Source organism: Allobosea sp. OAE752 (assembly GCF_050433265.1).
Lineage (GTDB): Bacteria > Pseudomonadota > Alphaproteobacteria > Rhizobiales > Beijerinckiaceae > Allobosea > Allobosea spartocytisi.
Window position 1 is genome coordinate 354,666 of the sequence record NZ_JBNPXO010000003.1, and the last position, 18,457, is coordinate 373,122.

Below are 18,457 nucleotides of genomic sequence, written 5' to 3' on the forward strand. Positions count from 1 at the left end.
ATCTGGCCCGGAGCCTCCGCTCCTGGCCATTCGCCCCGCCCGATTGCACCGGAGGCTCGAGATGCTCCGCTACATGCTGAGACGGCTCGTCTATACGCTGGCCACGCTGGCCGCCGTGTCGGTCGTCGCCTTCCTGGTCATCCAGTTGCCGCCAGGCGATTTCCTGACCTCGTTCAGCGCCAAATTCGCCGAGCAGGGCGGCTCGCTCGACAACGACACGCTGGCTGCGCTCAAGCTGCGCTACGGGCTCGATCAGCCCTGGTATGTGCAATACTGGCTCTGGATCTCCGGCATCCTGTTCCGCGGCGATTTCGGCGAATCCTTCGAATGGAACAAGCCGGTCTCCGAATTGATGTGGGACCGTTTCGGCCTCACCGTCCTGCTCTCCGGCATCACCCTGATCGTCACCTGGCTCGTCGCCCTGCCGATCGGCATCTACAGCGCGGTCCGCCGCTATTCCTGGCTCGACTATGTCGTGACCTTCCTCGGCTTCCTCGGCCTCGCCGTGCCGAGCTTCCTGCTGGCCCTGGCGCTGATGTACGTGTTCTCGCGCTATTTCGGCATGAGCGTCAGCGGGCTGTTCTCGCCGCAATATGTCAACGCGCCCTGGAATCTGGCCAAGGTCGGCGATCTCGCGATGCACTTATGGCTGCCGGTCTTCGTGCTGGCGACCCATGGCACGGCGGCGCTGATCCGCGTCATGCGCGCCAATCTGATCGACGAGCTCTACAAACCCTATGTCCAGACCGCCCGCGCCAACGGGCTCGGCGAGATGGAACTGCTGTTCAAATACCCGGTCAGGGTCGCCCTCAACCCCTTCGTCTCGACCATCGGCTGGGTGCTGCCGAACCTCGTCTCGGGCGCGATCGTGACCTCGGTGGTGATGAGCTTGCCGACCGCGGGCCCGCTGCTGCTCTCGGCGCTGCTGGCGCAGGACATGTACCTCGCCGGCAGCTTCATCCTGATGCTGAGCGCGCTCACCGTGATTGGCACCCTGATCTCCGACATCCTGCTCGCGTGGCTCGATCCGCGCGTGCGTTACGCCTGAGGTGCGCGCATGACCGATATCGCCGCGCCCACCGTTCCGGAAACCGTTGCCCCGGCTGGCCGCCGGCTGGCCGAAGCGAGCCAGTGGCGGCTGATCTTCCGCCGCTTCCGCCGGCACCGGCTGGCCCATGCCAGTCTCTTCGTGGTGCTCGGCATCTATCTCGTCGCGCTGCTCGCCGAGTTCATCGCCCCCTTCTCGCCCGACACCTACAACGCCCGCTTCACCTACGGGCCGCCGCAGGCCCTGAAGTTCTTCGGCACGGATGCGTCCGGCGAGACGCACTTCATGTATGTCAACGGCTACCGGATGAGCTTCGATCCGGTGGCGCTGAAGCGGAGCTTCGTGGTCGACGAGAAATCGGTCAATCCGATCGTCTTCTTCGCCCAGGGCGAACCCTACAAGCTCTTCGGGCTGATCCCCTGGGACCGGCACCTGATCGGCCCGGCCGACCCGTCCCAGCCGATGTATCTCTGGGGCGCCGACAGGCTCGGGCGGGACGTGCTGTCGCGCACCATCCACGGAGCACGCATCTCGATGTCGATCGGCCTCGTCGGCGTCGCGGTCAGCCTCTTCCTCGGCCTGCTGCTCGGCGGCATCTCCGGCTATTACGGCGGCTGGATCGACGAGGTCGTCCAGCGCTGCATCGACTTCCTGAAATCGATCCCGACCATCCCGCTCTGGATGGGGCTCGCCGCCGCGGTGCCGGCGAGCGTGGACCCGCTGCTGGTCTATCTCTGGATCACCATCATCCTTTCGCTGATCGGCTGGACGGATCTGGCGCGCGTCGTGCGCGGCCGTTTCCTGTCGCTCAGGACCGAGGATTTCGTGCTGGCGGCGCGGCTCGACGGCTGCTCGCGCCAGCGCGTCATCTGGCGGCACATGGTGCCCTCCTTCACCAGCCATATCGTCGCCTCGGTGACGCTGGCGATCCCCAGCATGATCCTGGCCGAGACGGCGCTGTCCTTCCTCGGCATCGGGCTGAAGGAGCCGGTGGTGAGCTGGGGCGTGCTGCTCAAGGACGCACAGAGCATCATGGCCCTGACCACGGCGCCCTGGCTGCTTGCGCCGGGCGCCGCGGTGGTCGTCACGGTGCTCGCCCTCAACTTCCTCGGTGACGGAATTCGCGATGCGGCCGATCCCTATGCTTGAGCCCGGTTTCCACGGAAGACCGGCGCCGGAGGATGGAGCGGCGCCACCGCTCGTCACCGTCCGTGACCTCAAGGTCCAGATCGGCACCGATGACGGGCTGGTGCGTGCGGTCGACGGCGTCACCTTCGACGTGCCGCGCGGGCGCACCCTCTGCATCGTCGGCGAGTCCGGCTCGGGCAAGAGCGTCACCGGGCGGGCGCTGATGAGCCTGCTGCCGCCGAGCGGGCGCATCGCAGCCGGCAGCATCATCTATTCCGGCAGCGACGGCGAGGCTCTCGACGTCACCGCGCTCGATCCCCGTGGCCGCCGGATCCGCGCCTTGCGCGGCAAGGAGATCTCGCTGATCTCGCAGGAGCCGATGGCGGCGCTCTCGCCGGTCCACACCATCGGCCAGCAGCTCGTTCCGGTGATCCGTCGGCACCTCAACCTCTCGAAGAAGACGGCCGAGGCGCGCGCCGTCGAGATGCTCGGCCGGGTCGGCATCCCCAAGCCGGCGGAGCGGCTGAACAACTACCCGTTCGAGTTTTCCGGCGGCATGCGCCAGCGCGTCTGCATCGCGCTCGCTTTGTCCTGCCGGCCACGCCTCCTCATCGCCGACGAGCCGACCACCGCGCTCGACGTCACCACCCAGGCCAACATCATCGACCTGCTGCAGGAATTACAGCGCGAGGACGGCCTCTCGATCCTGTTCATCACCCATGATCTCGGCGTGGTCGCCGAGATCGCCGACGATGTCGCGGTGATGTATCTCGGCAAGATCGTCGAGCGCGGCACGGTCGAGGAGATCTTCGCCGATCCGCGCCATCCCTATACGCGGGCGTTGCTGAATTCCGTGCCCAGGCTCGGCGCCGGGCGCGGCACGCGCCTCGCCGCCATCCGCGGCATGGTGCCCTCGCCTTTCGACCGGCCGTCGGGCTGCGACTTCCACCCGCGCTGCGACGCAGCGCTCAAGGGCGTCTGCGACGTCGCCGATCCCGGCACGGTCTCGATCAGCCCCCGGCGGGACGTGCGCTGCATCCTCGCGCGCCAGCCATCTGCCATGGAGGGCGCCCGTCATGGCTGATCCCACTTCGCTTGCTCCCGACGTGCTGCTCGAAGTGCGCGGGCTGACCAAGCTGTTTCCGCCGCGCCGGACGCTGTTCCAGCGCAAGGCCGCCAATCCGGTCCGCGCGGTCGAGGATGTCTCCTTCGCGATCCGGCAAGGCGAGACGCTCGGCCTCGTCGGCGAATCCGGCTGCGGCAAGTCGACGGTGACGCGCCTGCTGCTCGGCATCCACCAGCCGACAGCCGGCACCATGCGCTATCGCCGCAAGGATGGCGGCGCCGTCGATCTCGACCGGCTCTCGGAGGATGAGCGGCTCGCCTATTGCACCGATCTGCGCATCGTCTTCCAGGACCCGCAATCCTCGCTCAATCCGCGCCTGCAGGTCCGCGACATCGTCGGCGAGGTGCTGAAGGTCAACCGGCTGGTGCCGTCGGGCGAGATCGAGGCCAAGGTCCGCGAATTGCTCGCCAAGGTCGGCCTGCGACCGGAATACGCCCGGCGCTACCCACACGCCTTCTCCGGCGGCGAGCGCCAGCGCGTCGGCATCGCCCGGGCGCTGGCGACCCATCCCCGCCTCGTCGTGCTCGACGAGGCCGTCTCGGCGCTCGACGTCAGCGTCCGGGCGCAGACGCTCAACCTGCTGCGCGACCTGCAGGAGGAGTTCGGCCTGACCTATCTCTTCGTCAGCCACGACCTCAGCGTGATCGAGTATATCTGCGACCGCGTCGTCGTGATGTATGTCGGCCAGGTCGTCGAGATCGCGAGCTCCGAGGCGCTCTTCGCCAGGCCCTTGCACCCCTACACCGAGGCCTTGCTCTCGGCCCTGCCGATCCCCGACCCCGCCCATCGCCGGCAGAACCGCCGCATTCGCCTGTCGGGCGAGGTCGCCGATCCCGCGAACCGCCCGAGCGGCTGCGCCTTCCACCCACGCTGCCGCTTCGCCACCGAGACCTGCCGCACCACGCAGCCGCCCTTGCGCGATCTCGGCGACCGCAGCGTCGCCTGCCATCACGCCGAGACGCTCACGCTGCGCGGCGTCGACGCCATCCAGACCGGACAAGCTACCCATGCCTAAGCACATCCGCGCCCGCGACAACGCCAACCACGCCATCGTCTCGGACGATCCGGCCCTGCCGCATGTCCATTTCAACCTGCTGCGATTGCCGCCGGGCGAAACGATCGAGCAGAACCTGCCGCGGCATGAGAGCGTCTATGTCGTGCTGTCCGGCACGGTCGACATCGTCGTCGACGGCGAACGCTTCGCGGCCGTTGGCAAGCGGCGCGACATCTGGTCGGGCGAGGCGGATTCGGTCTATGCCCCGCCGGGCAGCGCGGTCCGGCTGGAGAACGCCACTGGCCCCGTCGAGGTCGCCGTGGCCGGCGGGCTCTGCGACGATGAGGGGCTGAAACCCTTCCGTATCGCGCCGGACGAGGTCGCGATGGTCGATGTCGGCTCGCCCGACACCCATAGCCGCCGCCGCATCTTCCATATCCTCGGCCAGAACGGCCAAGGTCGCGCCGGCAATCTCCTGGTCAGCGAGCTCTATGCCGACCCCGGCTGCTGGTCCGGCTATCCGCCGCACAAGCACGACGACGATCGGCAGGGCGAGACGGCTCATGACGAGCTCTACCACTACCGCTACGAGCCCGGCACCGGCTTCGGCGCCCAGATCATCTATGCCGACGGCCGGTCCGAATGTTTCATGGTGCAGGATCGAGACACGATCCTGGTCGATCGTGGCTATCACCCGACCGTCACCTCGCCCGGCCACCGCTGCTACATCTTCACCATCCTGGTCGGGAAGACGCAGCGCGGGCTCGTCCAGCATTTCGACGACCGCCATGCCCATCTGATGTCCGCGATCCCCGGCATCCAGTCGATGCGCGACAAGTTCAAGTAAATCACCCCATCAATTTAGCCGGCAATTTTCTCGCTCCTGCTCCTCAGCGAAGGACCCGTCATGCCCGACAAGACCCGCATCCATGTCGACCTCTCGGCTCCGACCAAACCTTTCCGGCGCTTCTGGCACAGCACGGGCTTCTCGCCCGCCGAACTGCTGCTGGAGCCGGAGATGCGGCAGACGCTCGCCTATGTCGGCGGCGTACCCAATCGCGGCATCGAATACATGCGCGTGCATTACATGCTCGACCTCGTCACCGCCTCCGCCTTCGGCAAATACGACTGGTCGCGGCTCGATGCGGCGCTCGACGTCATGCTGGAGCATCGCATCCGGCCCTTCTTCGAGCTGATGGGCAATCCCTCCTACATCTACACCGACTTCAACGACGTCGCGCAGGCGCATCACTGGCGCGACTTCATGGGCGAGATGGCCGAGCGTTATCGCGCCCGCTATGGCGCCGAGGAATTGCGCCAGTGGTATTTCGAGACCTGGAACGAGCCGGACATCTGGTGGAAGCTCGGCGGCGAGACCGGCTTCAACAACTATTACGACGCCTGTTCGGAAGCGCTGAAGGCGGTCGATCCCAAGCTCCGGCTCGGCGGCCCCGGCGTGGCCCGACGCATCCCGCCGATCTTCAAGAGCTTCCTCGCCCATTGCGACACCGGCACCAATCTCTTCACCGGCGAGACCGGCGTGCGGCTCGATTTCATCTCTGTGCATGAGAAGGGGGCGAAGAAACATGCCGAGGATCTGACGCCGAACAGCCTCTCGATCATCCGGCACGAGATGATGGCGGTCGACTATATCCGCGAGCATCATCCGCGCTTCGCCAACCTGCCTTTCGTCAATGACGAATGCGACCCGCAGATCGGCTGGCATCTCTACCATACCTGGCACGGCATGCCCTATTTCGCCGGGCTCGCCGCCAAGATCATCGACCAGCACCAGCGCCTGATGATCGATGGCGAAGGCGTCGATTACGAGGTGCTCAGCAACGATAACGGCTTCGTCGGCCATTGGGGCCACCGCACGCATCTGACCTATTTCGGCAAGCGTCCGGTGCGCGCGGCCCAGTCCGAGCACAAGACCGACATCGCCGCGCTGGAAGCACGCCGCATCGAGCCCGAGCCGTTCGACCTCGTCAAGAAGCCGGCGCTCAGCGTCATGGAATTGCTCGGCCTGCTGAGCGAGCGTCGCTTCGCGCTCGACGGCCAGGGGCTCGATCCCGACCGCAACGGCCTCGGCGCGATCGCGACCGCTCTCGGAAGCGCCGCAGAACCCTCCGGCGCCAGCGTGCTCCTCTACAACAGCGTCGACCGCATCTGGCAGTCCGGCGAGAGCGCGGTGGAGCTTGCCTTTTCCGGATTGCAGCCCGGCGCCTATGCGCTCGCCAGCTTCCGCATCGCCCATGGCAAGGGCGATCCCTTCACCGTCTGGGAGGATCTCGGCGCGCCCGACCTGCCGAACGCGGCTGAGCTCGAAGCGATGCGCTTGGCGCAGGAACCCGCCCTGGCGGTCGAGCATCTCCAGATCGGCAGAACCGTTGCCGGGCATGCATTCAAGCTCGACATGCCGCTGCCCTCTGTGGCGCTGGTAGCGCTTGTGCGGCGGGACGATGCCGTTCCCGCCGCGCCCTCCGCGCTCAAGATCAGCCATTTCGGTGGCTTGAACGGCGGCAATCGCGTCCTGTTCTGGGAGCCGGCAGCTTATGAGGGCATCCAGCTTTTCGACGTGCTCTTGAGCGCGCACGAAGAGGGGCCCTGGCAGGTGATCAATCCGGTTGGCTTGCTGTCGAGCGTATACCTGCATCCCGGAGCCGCGGCCGGCTTCTACCGTGTGCGGGCGCGCGATCTGTTCGGGCGGGTCAGCGCCGAGAGCGACCCGATTGTAGTAACCTGAAACGGCACGGCATCATCAGCGATATCTGCCGCGGAGAAGCGGGAAAACGATGAAGCTTCTTCAATCGGCCCCTGCCCTGATGCCACGCCACAAACATCGCCTGTAGACGCCAGCATTTCGAATTGCGCCACCATCAGGCCGTAGAATTCGATTTTCTAATGTCTGTGGGCGGTGCAATCCAACCAGCACCGCCCAAGCCAGAGCATTTTCTAGCGGAAGGGACTGCGTCTTCCATGGGCGCAGCGACACTGTGGGTCGGCCAGCGATGCGTCCAAATCGCGGCCAACCGCCCGAGCACGACCGTAGGCCGCAACGTCGGTCCAGGATCTATGTCTTTGAAGGTCTAGTTTCCGGAAACATCGCAATGTCCGCTCGTGGCGCAAAGGAACGTGCATAGCCGCGACCGGTCGAAAACATCAAAATTTTCTCAGGCGACTATTTCGCGCGATGAAGTCAGCGAGATAGGAAGCTTCGCTGGAAGCTGCAGAATGAGCGTATAGACCGACATCGATAAAGGGAGACCGAGGAAACGAGCCCGAGCTATCCAGGACTCGGCAGTCATTGGGGACCGTCGCAGCGATCATTGGTCCGATGCCGATTCCGACACGCACGGCGGTGATCATCGCAACCAGCGTCGATGCTTCGCAGACGACGCTCCATCGTCGTTTGAGGCCGGCCAGAGCGGCCATCGTCGGCGCGCGCCACGGGCAAGATTCCTCGAACATGATAACCGGCAGCGGCGCATCGGCGGGCAAAACGAGATCCGAACGGGCGATCCAATGCAGCTCCTCGTTCCAGACCAGGATCGGCTTCCGAGCGATCTGAGAAACATCGCAGATCGTCACATCGAGTTTGTCGGTCTCGAACAGGGTAGCGAGGCGGCGGTTGGGTTCGACGATGATGTCGATGTCGATCCGCGGGTTCTGGTCGCGGAACGCCTTGAGGATCTGGATCAGCCGTGTCGCCGCGAAATCCTCGACGACGCCGAGCCTCACCCGTCCTTCGATCTCGTTGCCCTGAAACCGTCGCCGCACCTCCTCATTGAGGGCGACCATCTCACGCGCATAGCTGGCGAAAAGCTGGCCGTCCGCGGTGAGGGTCAAACCACGGGAAGATCGCTCGAACAAACCTTTCCCGAGGATATCCTCCAGCTTGCGAATCTGCATGCTCACGGCGGCTTGAGTGCGGTTCAGAGCGTTCGCCGCACCGTTGACCGTGCCTATTTCGGCAGCGGTTAAAAAGGCACGCAGGAGATAGGGGTCAAGATTCATCGTTCACATATCATTATATCGAACCTCGGCTCGCAAGCTCGAAATCCCTTGGTTTTCTGGCAATTACATGCTCATGCCCGGTCGTATCGTTTTTTGGAGCCGGCGCTGCCGCGTTCAGTTTTCGTTATATCGCCACCAGCCTTTTGAGGCTATGCGGGTCAGAGCCGCAATGCCACCGTCCGGGAAGATAGTTCGTTGCTCTTGCGAACTCCGTTCCAGCGCAACAGAACCCTGACGACAAGCGACGATCATGCCCATTGATGTTCTCGATTTGGAAGACTTGCGGACGCGCTATGGCAGTGCCGGTGGCGGAGACATGTTCGATCCGCATTTCCGGGACGTCGCGCGGCAAATCTTTCGCGATTCGGACGGCCGCAAATGGCCCTTCGCCGATCCCGCGACGCTTCTGGCTGCGCCCTTCATCGCCAATGGCCTGAAGCCGGAAGTTCTCGAAACTCTGGACGTGGCGCTGATCGGGGTGCCGATGGACCTCGGTGTGACGAACCGCAATGGCGCCCGCTTCGGACCACGCGCGGTTAGGGCTATCGACCGCGTCGGTCCTTACGAGCATATCCTGGGGCTGGCCCCCATGGGTTCGCTCGCCGTCGCTGATGTCGGCGACGTGCCGATGCGCAGTCGCTTCGACTTGGCCGAGTGCCATGCCGATATCCAAGCCTGCTATCGAATGGTGTCGAAAACACGGGCAATCCCGCTTTCGGTCGGCGGAGACCATTCGATGACCGGTTCCATCCTCAAGGCGCTGGGCGCGGAGCGGCCGGTCGGGATGATCCAGATCGATGCGCATTGCGACACCGCCGGCCCTTACGAGGGCTCGAAATTCCATCATGGCGGCCCGTTCCGCGAGGCCGTCCTGGCCGGCGTCCTGGATCCTCGGCGGACGGTCCAGATCGGCATCCGCGGCGGAGCCGAATATCTCTGGGAGTTCTCCTACGCTTCGGGCATGACCGTCATCCACACCGAAGAGCTCGTCGAGCAGGGCATTCCGGCGGTGATCGCAAGGGCTCGGGAGATCGTCGGCACCGGTCCGACCTACATCACCTTCGACGTCGACAGTCTCGACCCTGCATTTGCGCCGGGCACGGGGACGCCCGAGGTCGGCGGATTGCTGCCGCGGGAGGCCTTGCAGCTTCTGCGCGGCTTTGCCGGACTCGACATCATAGGCGCCGACGTCGTCGAGGTCGCCCCCCAATATGACGCGACCAGCAATACCGCCCAGGTCGCCGCCCAGATGCTGTTCGAACTGCTCTGCCTGGTCGCGCTCAAGAACGGCGAAAAGCCGCGATAACAACAATCGGTTGCTTGTAAGAGGGGATCAAGACAATGAACAAATTCGAAGGGCGTGGCTTCTTCAATCATCAGATTTCGCGCCGCTCCTTCATCCGGACCGGCGCCGCTCTCGGCTTCGGTGCTTCGGCTGCCGCGTCCCTCGGGCCGGTCATGGCTGCTGATGATCAGGTCCTAAACCTGCTGAGCTGGCCCGGCCACGCCGGTCCGGAGGTCGTCGGCGCATTCGAGAAGAAATACAACGTCAAGGTCCAGGCCAAGGAATATACCGGCGGCGAGGAGATGCTGGCGTTGCTGCAATCCTCTCCGCCCGGAACCTTCGACGTGGTCCTGACCGATGCCGAATACGTCACCATGCTGGCGCAGGCCGGAAAGATCGATGCGCTCGATCCGGTGCAATATCCGCTGAATGACTTCTGGCCGCAGTTCCAGAAATTCCCGACGCACTGGAAGGACGGCAAGCTCTACTCGCTGATGAACAGCTTCGGCTATCTCGGTCTGGTGTACAACAACACCAAGCTCTCCGCCGAGGAGGCCAAGTCCTACAAGATTCTCTGGGACAAGAAGGTCGCCAAGAAGGTCGGCATGTACGATTGGTACCTTCCGAACATGTCGTGCCTGAGCATGTATGACGGCAACAAGCCGCCCTCCAATTTGGACAAGGCGCAGTTCCAGAAGCTCAGCCAGAGCCTGCTGTCGCTGTCGCCGCAGATGTCAGGGATCGGCCCGTGGTCGTCCGTCTTCTCTTCGCTGACCAATGGCGAGGCCTGGGTCATGCCGGGCGTCGGCGCCTGGGCGGCGATCCTCCTGCAGAAGAACGGCGTGCCGATCACCGCCTCCATTCCCGATGAAGGCGCGGTGCAATGGACGGAGTCGCTGTCGATCGTCTCCTCGTCGCGGAAAAAGGATCTCGCGGTCAAGTTCCTGCAGTACCGTGCCTCCCCCGAGGGGCAGGTGCAGACGGCGACGAAATCGTCCTATGTCGCGTCGATGCCGAACAAGGCCGCCTGGGAGCTGCTCAACAAGACCGACCCCAAGATGGCCGATCTGCTGGAACATCGCCTCGATACGCGCAACGTGATGACCGAAATCACCGAGGGCAAGATCCAGATCCGTGGCCTGCCGGTGCAGCAGTCCATCGAGGAGTGGACGGACGTCTGGACCCGGTTCAAGAACGCCTGATCATCAGCCCGCCCGGCGGCAGTTGCCCTGCCGCCGGGATCTCTGTCCTTGCATACGGGAATTCAAGACAATGCCAGGCGACGCGCCCCGCAACGGCCGCGCCAGCGGCGGAATAAGCGTGTTCGGGATCGCTCTGGGCGCTCCGATGCTGATCTGCCAGGTGCTCCTGTTCGTTGTGCCACTCGGCTTCCTCGTCATGATGACGTTCTGGAGCGTCCGAAACTTCACGCTGTCCCCCGATTTCACCTTCGCAAACTGGAGCAAGGTGCTCTCGACCGGCTATTTCTGGGACATCTATCTAAGGACGCTGCTCTACGGCCTCCTGGCCGCGCTCATCACGAGTCTTGTGAGCTTTCCGGGAGCGTTCTACCTCGCCTATCGAGCCTCGGCGGGCTTGCGGCGCGTCGTCGTCTTCCTGCTGATCACGCCGTATTTCACCAGCTATCTGGTGCGCATCTATTCCTGGAAGATCCTTCTCACCGATCAGGGCCTGATCAATCTCGCGCTCGGCAGCGTCGGGCTCGGCCCCTTTCGCATGTACAATAACCTCTTCGGCACGATGATCGGCTATGTGACGTTGTGTTTCCCGCTGGTGCTGCTGATCCAGCTCATCAGCCTGTCCAATGTCGATCGACGCCTGATCGAGGCCGCGCATAATCTGGGGTGCGGCCGCCTGCGCACGGTGTTCGCGGTCGTCATCCCCTCAGCCAAGGTCGGGCTCGTCCTGGCCGCCACCTTTGCCTTCGTCCTGTCCTTCGGGGATTTCGTCAGCCCGACGCTCCTCGGCGGCAGCAAGCCGCCCGTGCTCAGCAACTTCATGGTTGATACGGTGCGTTCGGGGTCCGATTGGCCGCGCGCCTCGGTCGTCGCCATGGTCATGGTCGTGACGCTGCTGGCGGCCGGGCTGGGCGCGCTCAAGCTCGCCTATGGAAAGCAGGGAGTGGGACGATGACCAACCGCCTCATCGGCTGGGCGCTGCTCGGCTATGTCGGGCTGATGATCGCCTTCATCCTGGCGCCGATCCTCTCCAGCTTCGTGTTCTCCTTCAATGCGGGACGCTTTCCAAGCCTGCCCTGGCAGGGGTTCAGCACGGATTGGTACGCGGCGGTGCTGACGGAGCCGTCCATCCGGTCGGGACTTGGCAACAGCCTGATCGTGGCCGTGTGTTCGGCGGCGATCGCGACAGTTCTCGGCTTCAGCGCCGCCTATACCGACTATCGCTACAATTTCACCGGCAAGGCGGTCTATGTCGCGCTGGCGATGCTGCCGCCCAACGTGCCGGTGATGATCCTCGGCCTAGCCATGCTCGTCTACCAAAGCCAGCTCTCGCTCGCGGGCGGCCTGCACTCAGTCATCATCGCCCACGTGATCTATTGCGCGCCCTTCGCCATGGCGCTGATACGCCTGCGCCTGTCGCAGATGGATCCCGACCTCGAAGCCGCCGCCTGGAATCTCGGGGCCGGCCAGACACAGGCGCTACGGCATGTCATCTTGCCCTTCGCGCTGCCGTCCATCCTGGCGGCCTTCTTCCTGACGATGGCCGTCTCCTTCGATGAATTCGCGATGGCTTGGTTCGTTTCCGGATTCAACGAGACGCTGCCGGTGCGCATCCTGGTCTTGCTGCAGCGTGAGGTCAGCCCTCGGGTCAACGCCATCGGCAGCATCGTCTTCTTCGTCACCATCGTTCTGGCGCTGGTGGCGCTGGCCTTATTCTCCTGGCGTCGGGCCGGAGACCGTCCAGAGGGCTCCCCCCTTTCCCCGAACAAAAGCGATACCTGATGAACTCGCCCCTGCTCGTTCTCGACAAGGTTGAAAAGGACTATGGCGGCTTCGTCGCGGTCAAGTCGATCGATCTGGTCGTCGAATCCGGCGAGTTCATCGCCATCATGGGCCCCAGCGGCTGCGGTAAGACGACGACGCTGCGCATGATCGCCGGGCTCGAAGTTCCGACCGCAGGGGAGATCCGGCTGCGCGACAAGGTGTTGAACCATGTCGATCCCTGGCAGCGACAGACCCCGCTGGTCTGGCAGAGCTTGGCTCTTTTCCCCTTTCTCAACGTCCGCCAGAACGTCGAGTTCGGCCTCAAGATGCGGGGCGTCGACGCCGCAACCCGGCGCGCAAAGGCCGATAGCTGGCTCGAACGCCTCGGTCTCGGAGCCTTCGCGACGCGCCCCGTCACGCAATTATCGGGCGGGCAGCGCCAGCGGGTCGCCCTCGCTCGCTCGCTCGTGCTCGAGCCCGAGTTGCTGCTGTTGGACGAGCCCCTGAGCGCGCTCGACGCCCATCTGGTGGTGAAGATGCAAGCCGAGTTGATCCAGTTGCAGAAGCAGCTCGGCATCACCTTCTGTTATGTCACCCACAGCCAGTCGGAAGCCTTTGCGATGGCCGACCGGGTGGTGATCATGAACGGCGGCACGATCCAGCAGGTCGGCGCGCCGCGAGAGATCTTCCGCAAACCGGCGAACCGTTTCGTGGCGGAGTTCATCGGCACCAACAACATCATTTCCGGCAAGGTTCGCAGCGATGGCGGCGGCGCGATGATCGAGTCCGGCTTCGGTATCCTGCAGCTTCCTCGCAGCAGCGACCTGACACCGGGGCGCAAGGTCGAGCTGGTGATCGGCGCCGATTTCCTGGCGCTGTCGCGCCAGCGCCCGGAACTGCCGAACGTCGTGCCGGTGCGCGTGGTCGGCGAGCAGTTCGTCGGTTCGGTGGTGGTCGTCCATCTCGACGCAGGCGATGATCGCAGTCTGCGGGCCCAGTTGCCGCTGCATCAGTTCGAGCAGCTCGCGCCGAGCCATGGCGAGGCGCTGTTTGCCGGTTGGCAACCGGCAAACGCCTATCTCCTCGAACAATGACAGCCCGCCAGCGCATGAGGGAACGACGTGACTAGCTTTCGCATGACCGAGATGACCTGGTTCGAGTATCGCGACGCGATTGCGCAGGATCCGATCCTGCTGATCCCCGTCGGAGCGACCGAGCAGCACGGCCCGCATCTACCGCTCTCGGTCGATGTCATCCTGCCGGCGGCGGTCTGCGAAGGCGTTGCCGCGAGCGGAGGCCATCTCGTCGCCCCGCCAATTGCCTATGGCTACAAGTCGATGCCTCGCTCCGGCGGCGGACAGCATTTCCCGGGGACGACGAGCCTCGATGCGGCGAGCCTGATTGCGCAAGTCAAAGATCTGACGCGCGAGTTCGTCAGGCATGGCGTTCGCAAGATCGCATTCATCGTCGGCCATACCGAGAATCTCTGGCATGTCAGCGAAGGTTGCGATCTCGCCTATCGCGAGAATGCGCGTCTGGCGGAAGGGCTTCGTATCCTCAATGTCGGGTACTGGCAGTTCCTGCCGGCAGAAACCGCGAGCGCCATCTTCGGCACGACGCAGATCGACTGGGATCTCGAACACGCCGGCATCATGGAAACGTCGATGATGCTGCATCTGCGCCCGGACCTCGTCCATATGGACCGCCTCGTCGAACATGCCCCCTCCCGCGTACCCGGCTATGAGCTCTGGCCCTACGATACCGAAGCCGTTCCTTCCGATGGCGTGCTTAACACCGCGATAGCGGCGACCGCGGACAAGGGTAAGCAATTCCTCGATGCATATGTCTCCAGCCTGACGCAGGCGTTGAAACAGGCATTCAACAGGCCATGAGGGGCGCCATGCATCGTCTCGTGCGGGAAGAGGCTGGGTGAGGATATGCCGCTACAATGCGCAAGGGCTGCTTTCGGGCAACCGCCCAATGTCGGCATTTGGCGCGACGCTGCCGGCTGATGACGAAACCCGTAGCGGACGCTCCCGCGCGTATCGAGCAACCAGTCATTGCGCAGGGAGCTCCAGCTGATGCGAGGCAGCTTGTTGACGAGGGCGGTAGGGAGCTTGTTGCTAAGGCGCTGCTCCCTTCAACCAGTTTCCGAAGCTGAACTTCTCCTAATTCTTCGGTCTCATGATGATGCCTTCGCGGCCTGGATCGATGACGCGGTCCTTCGGGGTTGTCTCATCTGCGCTCCTGAGTGGCTGCGATGATCCCGAGAAACGCTCTTTCGAAAACCCGAAATGGTCTCAAGGGCGCTGACGGCGGCCACGGCAAAGCGCGAGAGAGTGCCAGCAAAGCCCGGAGACCTCCTCGCTTCTCCCGGATGTGCAACAGAGTGCACGCGGCCTGTTCAAGGCCCCTTTATTTCGGCCAGTCCTGAGCGCCGGACATTGTCCAAGGCGTTGTCGTGGCTGTGCAGGAGATGTCGGCGTAAAGCTTCTCGCGTCTGGTCGGACGAACCGGCCTTCAGCGCATCGAGAATGTCGCGGTGTTCGTCGGCCGAGCGGCTGTAATTGCCGGCAAGATAGACGAACACGGTATGGGTCTGTCCGAGAATGCGCTGGTGCCATTCGCAGATCATTTGGTTGCCGGCCGCCGTCATCAGCGCGCTGTGGAACTTGCGATCGTGGACGAGGGCGGTAGTGATGTCGTCAAGCGTACCGCGCCGCGCATAGAATTCGTGGGCGTCGAGGCAGCGTGACAGATCGGTGATCAGCTCGGGCGCAATCGGTCCCTTTTCGAAGATCTGGCCGACAGCGTTCAACTCGATCAACATGCGCGCTTCGTAGAGCTCCTCGACGTCGGCGCGCGTGAATTGGCGCACGACCGCCCCTTTGCGCATCGGCGAGACGACAAGACCATCGGCCTCCAGCCGCAGCAGCGCTTCCTTGATGGGGGTTTGGCTGATCGCAAGGTTAAGCGCCAGCTCCTCGGGGAGAAGTCGCCTCCCGCCCGGTAGTACCCCCGAGAGGATGCGCGCTCGCAGTTCCTCATAGGCCTGATCGGACAAGGTGGCGCGAACGACTGAGCTCATGCGCGCCATCATCGCGCAATCTCTCTGGGAGTGCAATCTAAAAAATAGAAAATTTTTTATTTTACATTTCCGTCGTGCTGAGTAACGTCACGCCTCGTGAGGGAGGACGACAATGACAAGCGAGCTTGCAGACCGAGTTGCACTCGCAAGCCTTCGGGCAACGGCCGAGACGTGTGATGCGCTCCAGATACAAGACGGTGTCGATCGTCGTGTTGGCAGCGGCGAGCGACACTCGGCCCTCGACCGCTCCCCGGCGACGGCATGACGATAATCTGCGTCGCCCACGAAAAGGGCTTCGCTCGGCAAATCGCCGATGGCGGCGTCTTCATGGATGCGGGCGCGATCGTTGAGGGCGCGCCGCTCGCCGAACTCTTCGCGTGCCGCGCCACGAGCAGTCTCGCAGCTGCCTCGCACAGCCCCTGCGCTGACGCGTGAGATGCTGCGCCCCCTCCCCATTTTTCAGGAACCGGAAGGCCCCCAGCCGATGAAGATCGTCGCCGTAGAACCATTCATCCTGCACTTACCTCTGACGGAAAGCTCGATCTCCGATTCGACCCACAACATCACCCATTGGGGCGTGGTCGGCGCCCGCATCCGCACCGACGACGGCCTGGAAGGCTATGGCTTCACGGGCACGCATGCGCATCTCGAATCCGACCGGCTGATCACCTCCTGCATAGCGACCTCCTATGCACCGCTGCTGATCGGCGAGGATGCGAATGACCGCTCGCGACTCTGGACGAAGCTCGCACGCTATCCGGCGCTTCAATGGGTCGGGCGGGCCGGGATCACCCATCTGGCACTGGCCGCCATCGATGTCGCCTTGTGGGACCTTGCGGCAAAGAAAGCAGGCCTGCCGCTGTGGAAATTCCTCGGTGGCCAGAACATCAAGAAACTAGAGGCCTACAACACGGATATCGGCTGGCTGTCCTTCTCGAAGGAAGCCCTGATCTCGGGCGCGAGGAAGGCTGTCGAGGTCGACGGTTTCACGCGCATCAAGATCAAGGTCGGACATGACGACCTCTCTGTCGACATTGAGCGTCTCTCGGCCGTGCGCAAGGCGATCGGACCCGGCATCCGCGTGGCGGTCGACGGAAACGGCAAATGGGATCTGCCAACCTGCCTGCGCTTCTGCGCGCAGGCTGAGCCGCTCGACATTTTTTGGTTCGAGGAGCCGCTTTGGTATGACGATGTTGCGGGTCATGCGGCGCTTGCCCGCTCCACCTCGATCCCCGTCGCGCTCGGCGAGCAGCTCTACACGCTGGACGCCTTCAGGGCATTCCTGACAGCCGGCGCCCTGACCTTTGTCCAGCCCGATGTGACCCGGCTCGCCGGCATCACTGAATACATCCAGGTCGCGGATCTCGCTCATGCGCATCGTCTGCCGGTGGTGCCTCATGCCGGCGAGATGAGCCAGGTCCATGTCCATCTCTCTTACTGGCATCCGGCCGCGACGATCCTCGAGTACATCCCGTGGATCAAAGATCACTTTCAGGAACCTATCAGAGTCGAGAGCGGCATTTACGCGCTGCCCCAGCAGCCGGGAGCAGGCACGACGCCACTGCCCGCCAGCATGGAGCGTTACGGCAAGAGCTTGTGACCGGCGGCCGATAGCAGGCCCGCCGCAACAAGAGCGGCAACGCAATGCCGAGCGACAATTAGAAAAGGGAGCCGATAGTGGCCAAGATCGTATCCATCGAAGTGTTGCAGGCTGACCTGAAGCCGAAGGTCAAGCGCACCGACGCCGTGCAGAGCTTCGAGCTGCAGGAGACGCCGATGGTCCGCATAACCGATGCGGATGGGGTGACCGGCACGGGCTACAGCTACACCATTGGTACAGGCGGCTCGTCGGTCAGTAAGCTGATCGATGACCATCTCGCACCGGTCCTGATCGGCCGCGACGCCGACGAGATCGAGGGGATCTGGCGCAGCCTGTTCTTCCGCGTGCATGCCACGACAGTCGGCGCCATCACCTCGATCGCGTTGGCCGCGATCGACACGGCGCTCTGGGATTTACGCGCGCGCAAGGCCGGACTGCCGCTGCACCGCATCGCCGGCGGTGCCAAGAACGCGATCGACCTCTACTATACCGAGGGCGGCTGGCTCCATATGGAGCAGTCCGAGCTGGTCGAGGAGGCGCTCAAGGCCAAGGAGCGCGGCTTCGGCGGGACCAAGGTCAAGGTCGGCCGCCCGCATGTCGCCGAAGACGTGAAGCGCCTTTCCGCCGTGCGCGACAAGGTCGGCTGGGATTGGGAGGTGATGACCGATGCCAATCAGGGCCTCTCGCTTGACGAGGCCATCCGCCGTGCGCGGCACTATGAGAAGTTGGACGTCGCCTGGTTCGAGGAGCCGATCCATGCTGATGATGTCGGCGCGCATCGCCGGCTCTCGCAGTCAACGACGGTGCCGATCGCGGTCGGCGAATCGATGTATTCGCTCTCGCAGTTCAAGGACTATCTCGAAGCCGGCGCCTGCTCGATCGTGCAGGTCGATGTAGGCCGTATCGGCGGCATCACGCCCTGGCTCAAGGTCGCGCATATGGCCGAGGCCTTCAATGTGCCGGTCTGCCCGCACTTCCTGATGGAGATCCATCTCGGCCTGTGCTGCGCCGTGCCGAACAGCCGCTGGCTCGAATACATCCCGCAGCTCGACCTCGTGACCTCCTCGCCAATCCGGATCGAGAACGGCAAGGCGATCCCCTCCGACAAGCCGGGCCTCGGCATCGACTGGGACTGGGAGGCGCTCGACAAGACCATCGTCCACCGCAAGAGCCATGGCACGGCACCGGGCCTGAAGGCGGGAGCCTGA

At 63.8% G+C, this 18,457-nt stretch carries 16 protein-coding genes; 14 read left to right on the forward strand and 2 right to left on the reverse strand.

Going from position 1 to position 18,457, the window contains the following annotated elements:
* The first annotated feature begins 61 nt into the window (after window positions 1-61).
* The 6 genes from GGC47_RS10840 to GGC47_RS10865 are packed head-to-tail and all read left to right on the forward strand — an operon-like array spanning window position 62 to window position 7,042.
* Window positions 62-1,048, forward strand: coding sequence for an ABC transporter permease (locus GGC47_RS10840; RefSeq protein WP_133564838.1), 987 nt, complete (start codon window positions 62-64; stop codon window positions 1,046-1,048).
* A 9-nt stretch (window positions 1,049-1,057) separates the two neighbouring features.
* Window positions 1,058-2,197, forward strand: coding sequence for an ABC transporter permease (locus GGC47_RS10845; RefSeq protein ID WP_142022078.1), 1,140 nt, complete (start codon window positions 1,058-1,060; stop codon window positions 2,195-2,197).
* Window positions 2,175-3,260, forward strand: coding sequence for an ABC transporter ATP-binding protein (locus GGC47_RS10850; protein ID WP_429067990.1), 1,086 nt, complete (start codon window positions 2,175-2,177; stop codon window positions 3,258-3,260). Before GGC47_RS10845 ends, GGC47_RS10850 begins: the two co-directional genes overlap by 23 nt.
* Window positions 3,253-4,317 carry an ABC transporter ATP-binding protein gene (locus tag GGC47_RS10855; protein ID WP_142022080.1) on the forward strand — a complete coding sequence of 355 codons (1,065 nt, stop codon included), beginning with the start codon at window positions 3,253-3,255 and terminating at the stop codon, window positions 4,315-4,317. The genes GGC47_RS10850 and GGC47_RS10855 overlap by 8 nt, the downstream gene beginning before the upstream one ends.
* Window positions 4,310-5,143 (forward strand): 5-deoxy-glucuronate isomerase, encoded by an 834-nt coding sequence (locus GGC47_RS10860; protein ID WP_142022081.1) that lies wholly within the window; start codon window positions 4,310-4,312, stop codon window positions 5,141-5,143. Before GGC47_RS10855 ends, GGC47_RS10860 begins: the two co-directional genes overlap by 8 nt.
* 60 nt (window positions 5,144-5,203) lie before the next feature.
* Window positions 5,204-7,042: a GH39 family glycosyl hydrolase gene (locus GGC47_RS10865; protein WP_133564848.1), complete on the forward strand. Its 1,839-nt coding sequence runs from the start codon at window positions 5,204-5,206 to the stop codon at window positions 7,040-7,042.
* Window positions 7,043-7,458: 416 nt separating this feature from the next.
* Here GGC47_RS10865 and GGC47_RS10870 read toward each other — a convergent pair whose 3' ends face one another.
* Window positions 7,459-8,313 (reverse strand): LysR family transcriptional regulator, encoded by an 855-nt coding sequence (locus GGC47_RS10870; protein WP_133564849.1) that lies wholly within the window; start codon window positions 8,311-8,313, stop codon window positions 7,459-7,461.
* A gap of 250 nt (window positions 8,314-8,563) precedes the next feature.
* Here GGC47_RS10870 and speB point away from each other — a divergent pair, with 250 nt between their 5' ends.
* The 6 genes from speB (at window position 8,564) to GGC47_RS10900 (ending at window position 14,453) form a co-directional block, all read left to right on the forward strand.
* Window positions 8,564-9,619, forward strand: a complete 1,056-nt coding sequence (speB, locus tag GGC47_RS10875; RefSeq protein ID WP_142022082.1) for an agmatinase — start codon at window positions 8,564-8,566, stop codon at window positions 9,617-9,619.
* A 35-nt stretch (window positions 9,620-9,654) separates the two neighbouring features.
* Window positions 9,655-10,800 carry an ABC transporter substrate-binding protein gene (locus GGC47_RS10880; RefSeq protein WP_142022083.1) on the forward strand — a complete coding sequence of 382 codons (1,146 nt, stop codon included), beginning with the start codon at window positions 9,655-9,657 and terminating at the stop codon, window positions 10,798-10,800.
* Window positions 10,801-10,918: 118 nt separating this feature from the next.
* Complete coding sequence (locus tag GGC47_RS10885; protein WP_370954620.1) at window positions 10,919-11,752, forward strand: ABC transporter permease; 834 nt, start codon at window positions 10,919-10,921, stop codon at window positions 11,750-11,752.
* A complete protein-coding gene (locus tag GGC47_RS10890; protein ID WP_142022085.1) occupies window positions 11,749-12,579 on the forward strand; it encodes an ABC transporter permease in 831 nt (276 codons plus the stop codon). Before GGC47_RS10885 ends, GGC47_RS10890 begins: the two co-directional genes overlap by 4 nt.
* Window positions 12,579-13,655, forward strand: coding sequence for an ABC transporter ATP-binding protein (locus tag GGC47_RS10895; RefSeq protein WP_142022086.1), 1,077 nt, complete (start codon window positions 12,579-12,581; stop codon window positions 13,653-13,655). The genes GGC47_RS10890 and GGC47_RS10895 overlap by 1 nt, the downstream gene beginning before the upstream one ends.
* Before the next feature lie 27 nt (window positions 13,656-13,682).
* The gene (locus GGC47_RS10900) at window positions 13,683-14,453 is read left to right on the forward strand and encodes a creatininase (RefSeq protein ID WP_142022087.1); all 771 of its coding nucleotides are present in this window, start codon (window positions 13,683-13,685) and stop codon (window positions 14,451-14,453) included.
* 512 nt (window positions 14,454-14,965) lie between these two features.
* On the opposite strand, the gene GGC47_RS10905 is transcribed toward GGC47_RS10900, so the two are convergent.
* Window positions 14,966-15,649, reverse strand: coding sequence for a GntR family transcriptional regulator (locus tag GGC47_RS10905; protein ID WP_142022183.1), 684 nt, complete (start codon window positions 15,647-15,649; stop codon window positions 14,966-14,968).
* A gap of 484 nt (window positions 15,650-16,133) precedes the next feature.
* On the opposite strand from GGC47_RS10905, the gene GGC47_RS10910 reads away from it, so the two are divergent.
* A complete protein-coding gene (locus GGC47_RS10910; RefSeq protein WP_142022088.1) occupies window positions 16,134-17,249 on the forward strand; it encodes a mandelate racemase/muconate lactonizing enzyme family protein in 1,116 nt (371 codons plus the stop codon).
* A gap of 77 nt (window positions 17,250-17,326) precedes the next feature.
* Window positions 17,327-18,457, forward strand: a complete 1,131-nt coding sequence (locus GGC47_RS10915; protein ID WP_142022089.1) for a mandelate racemase/muconate lactonizing enzyme family protein — start codon at window positions 17,327-17,329, stop codon at window positions 18,455-18,457.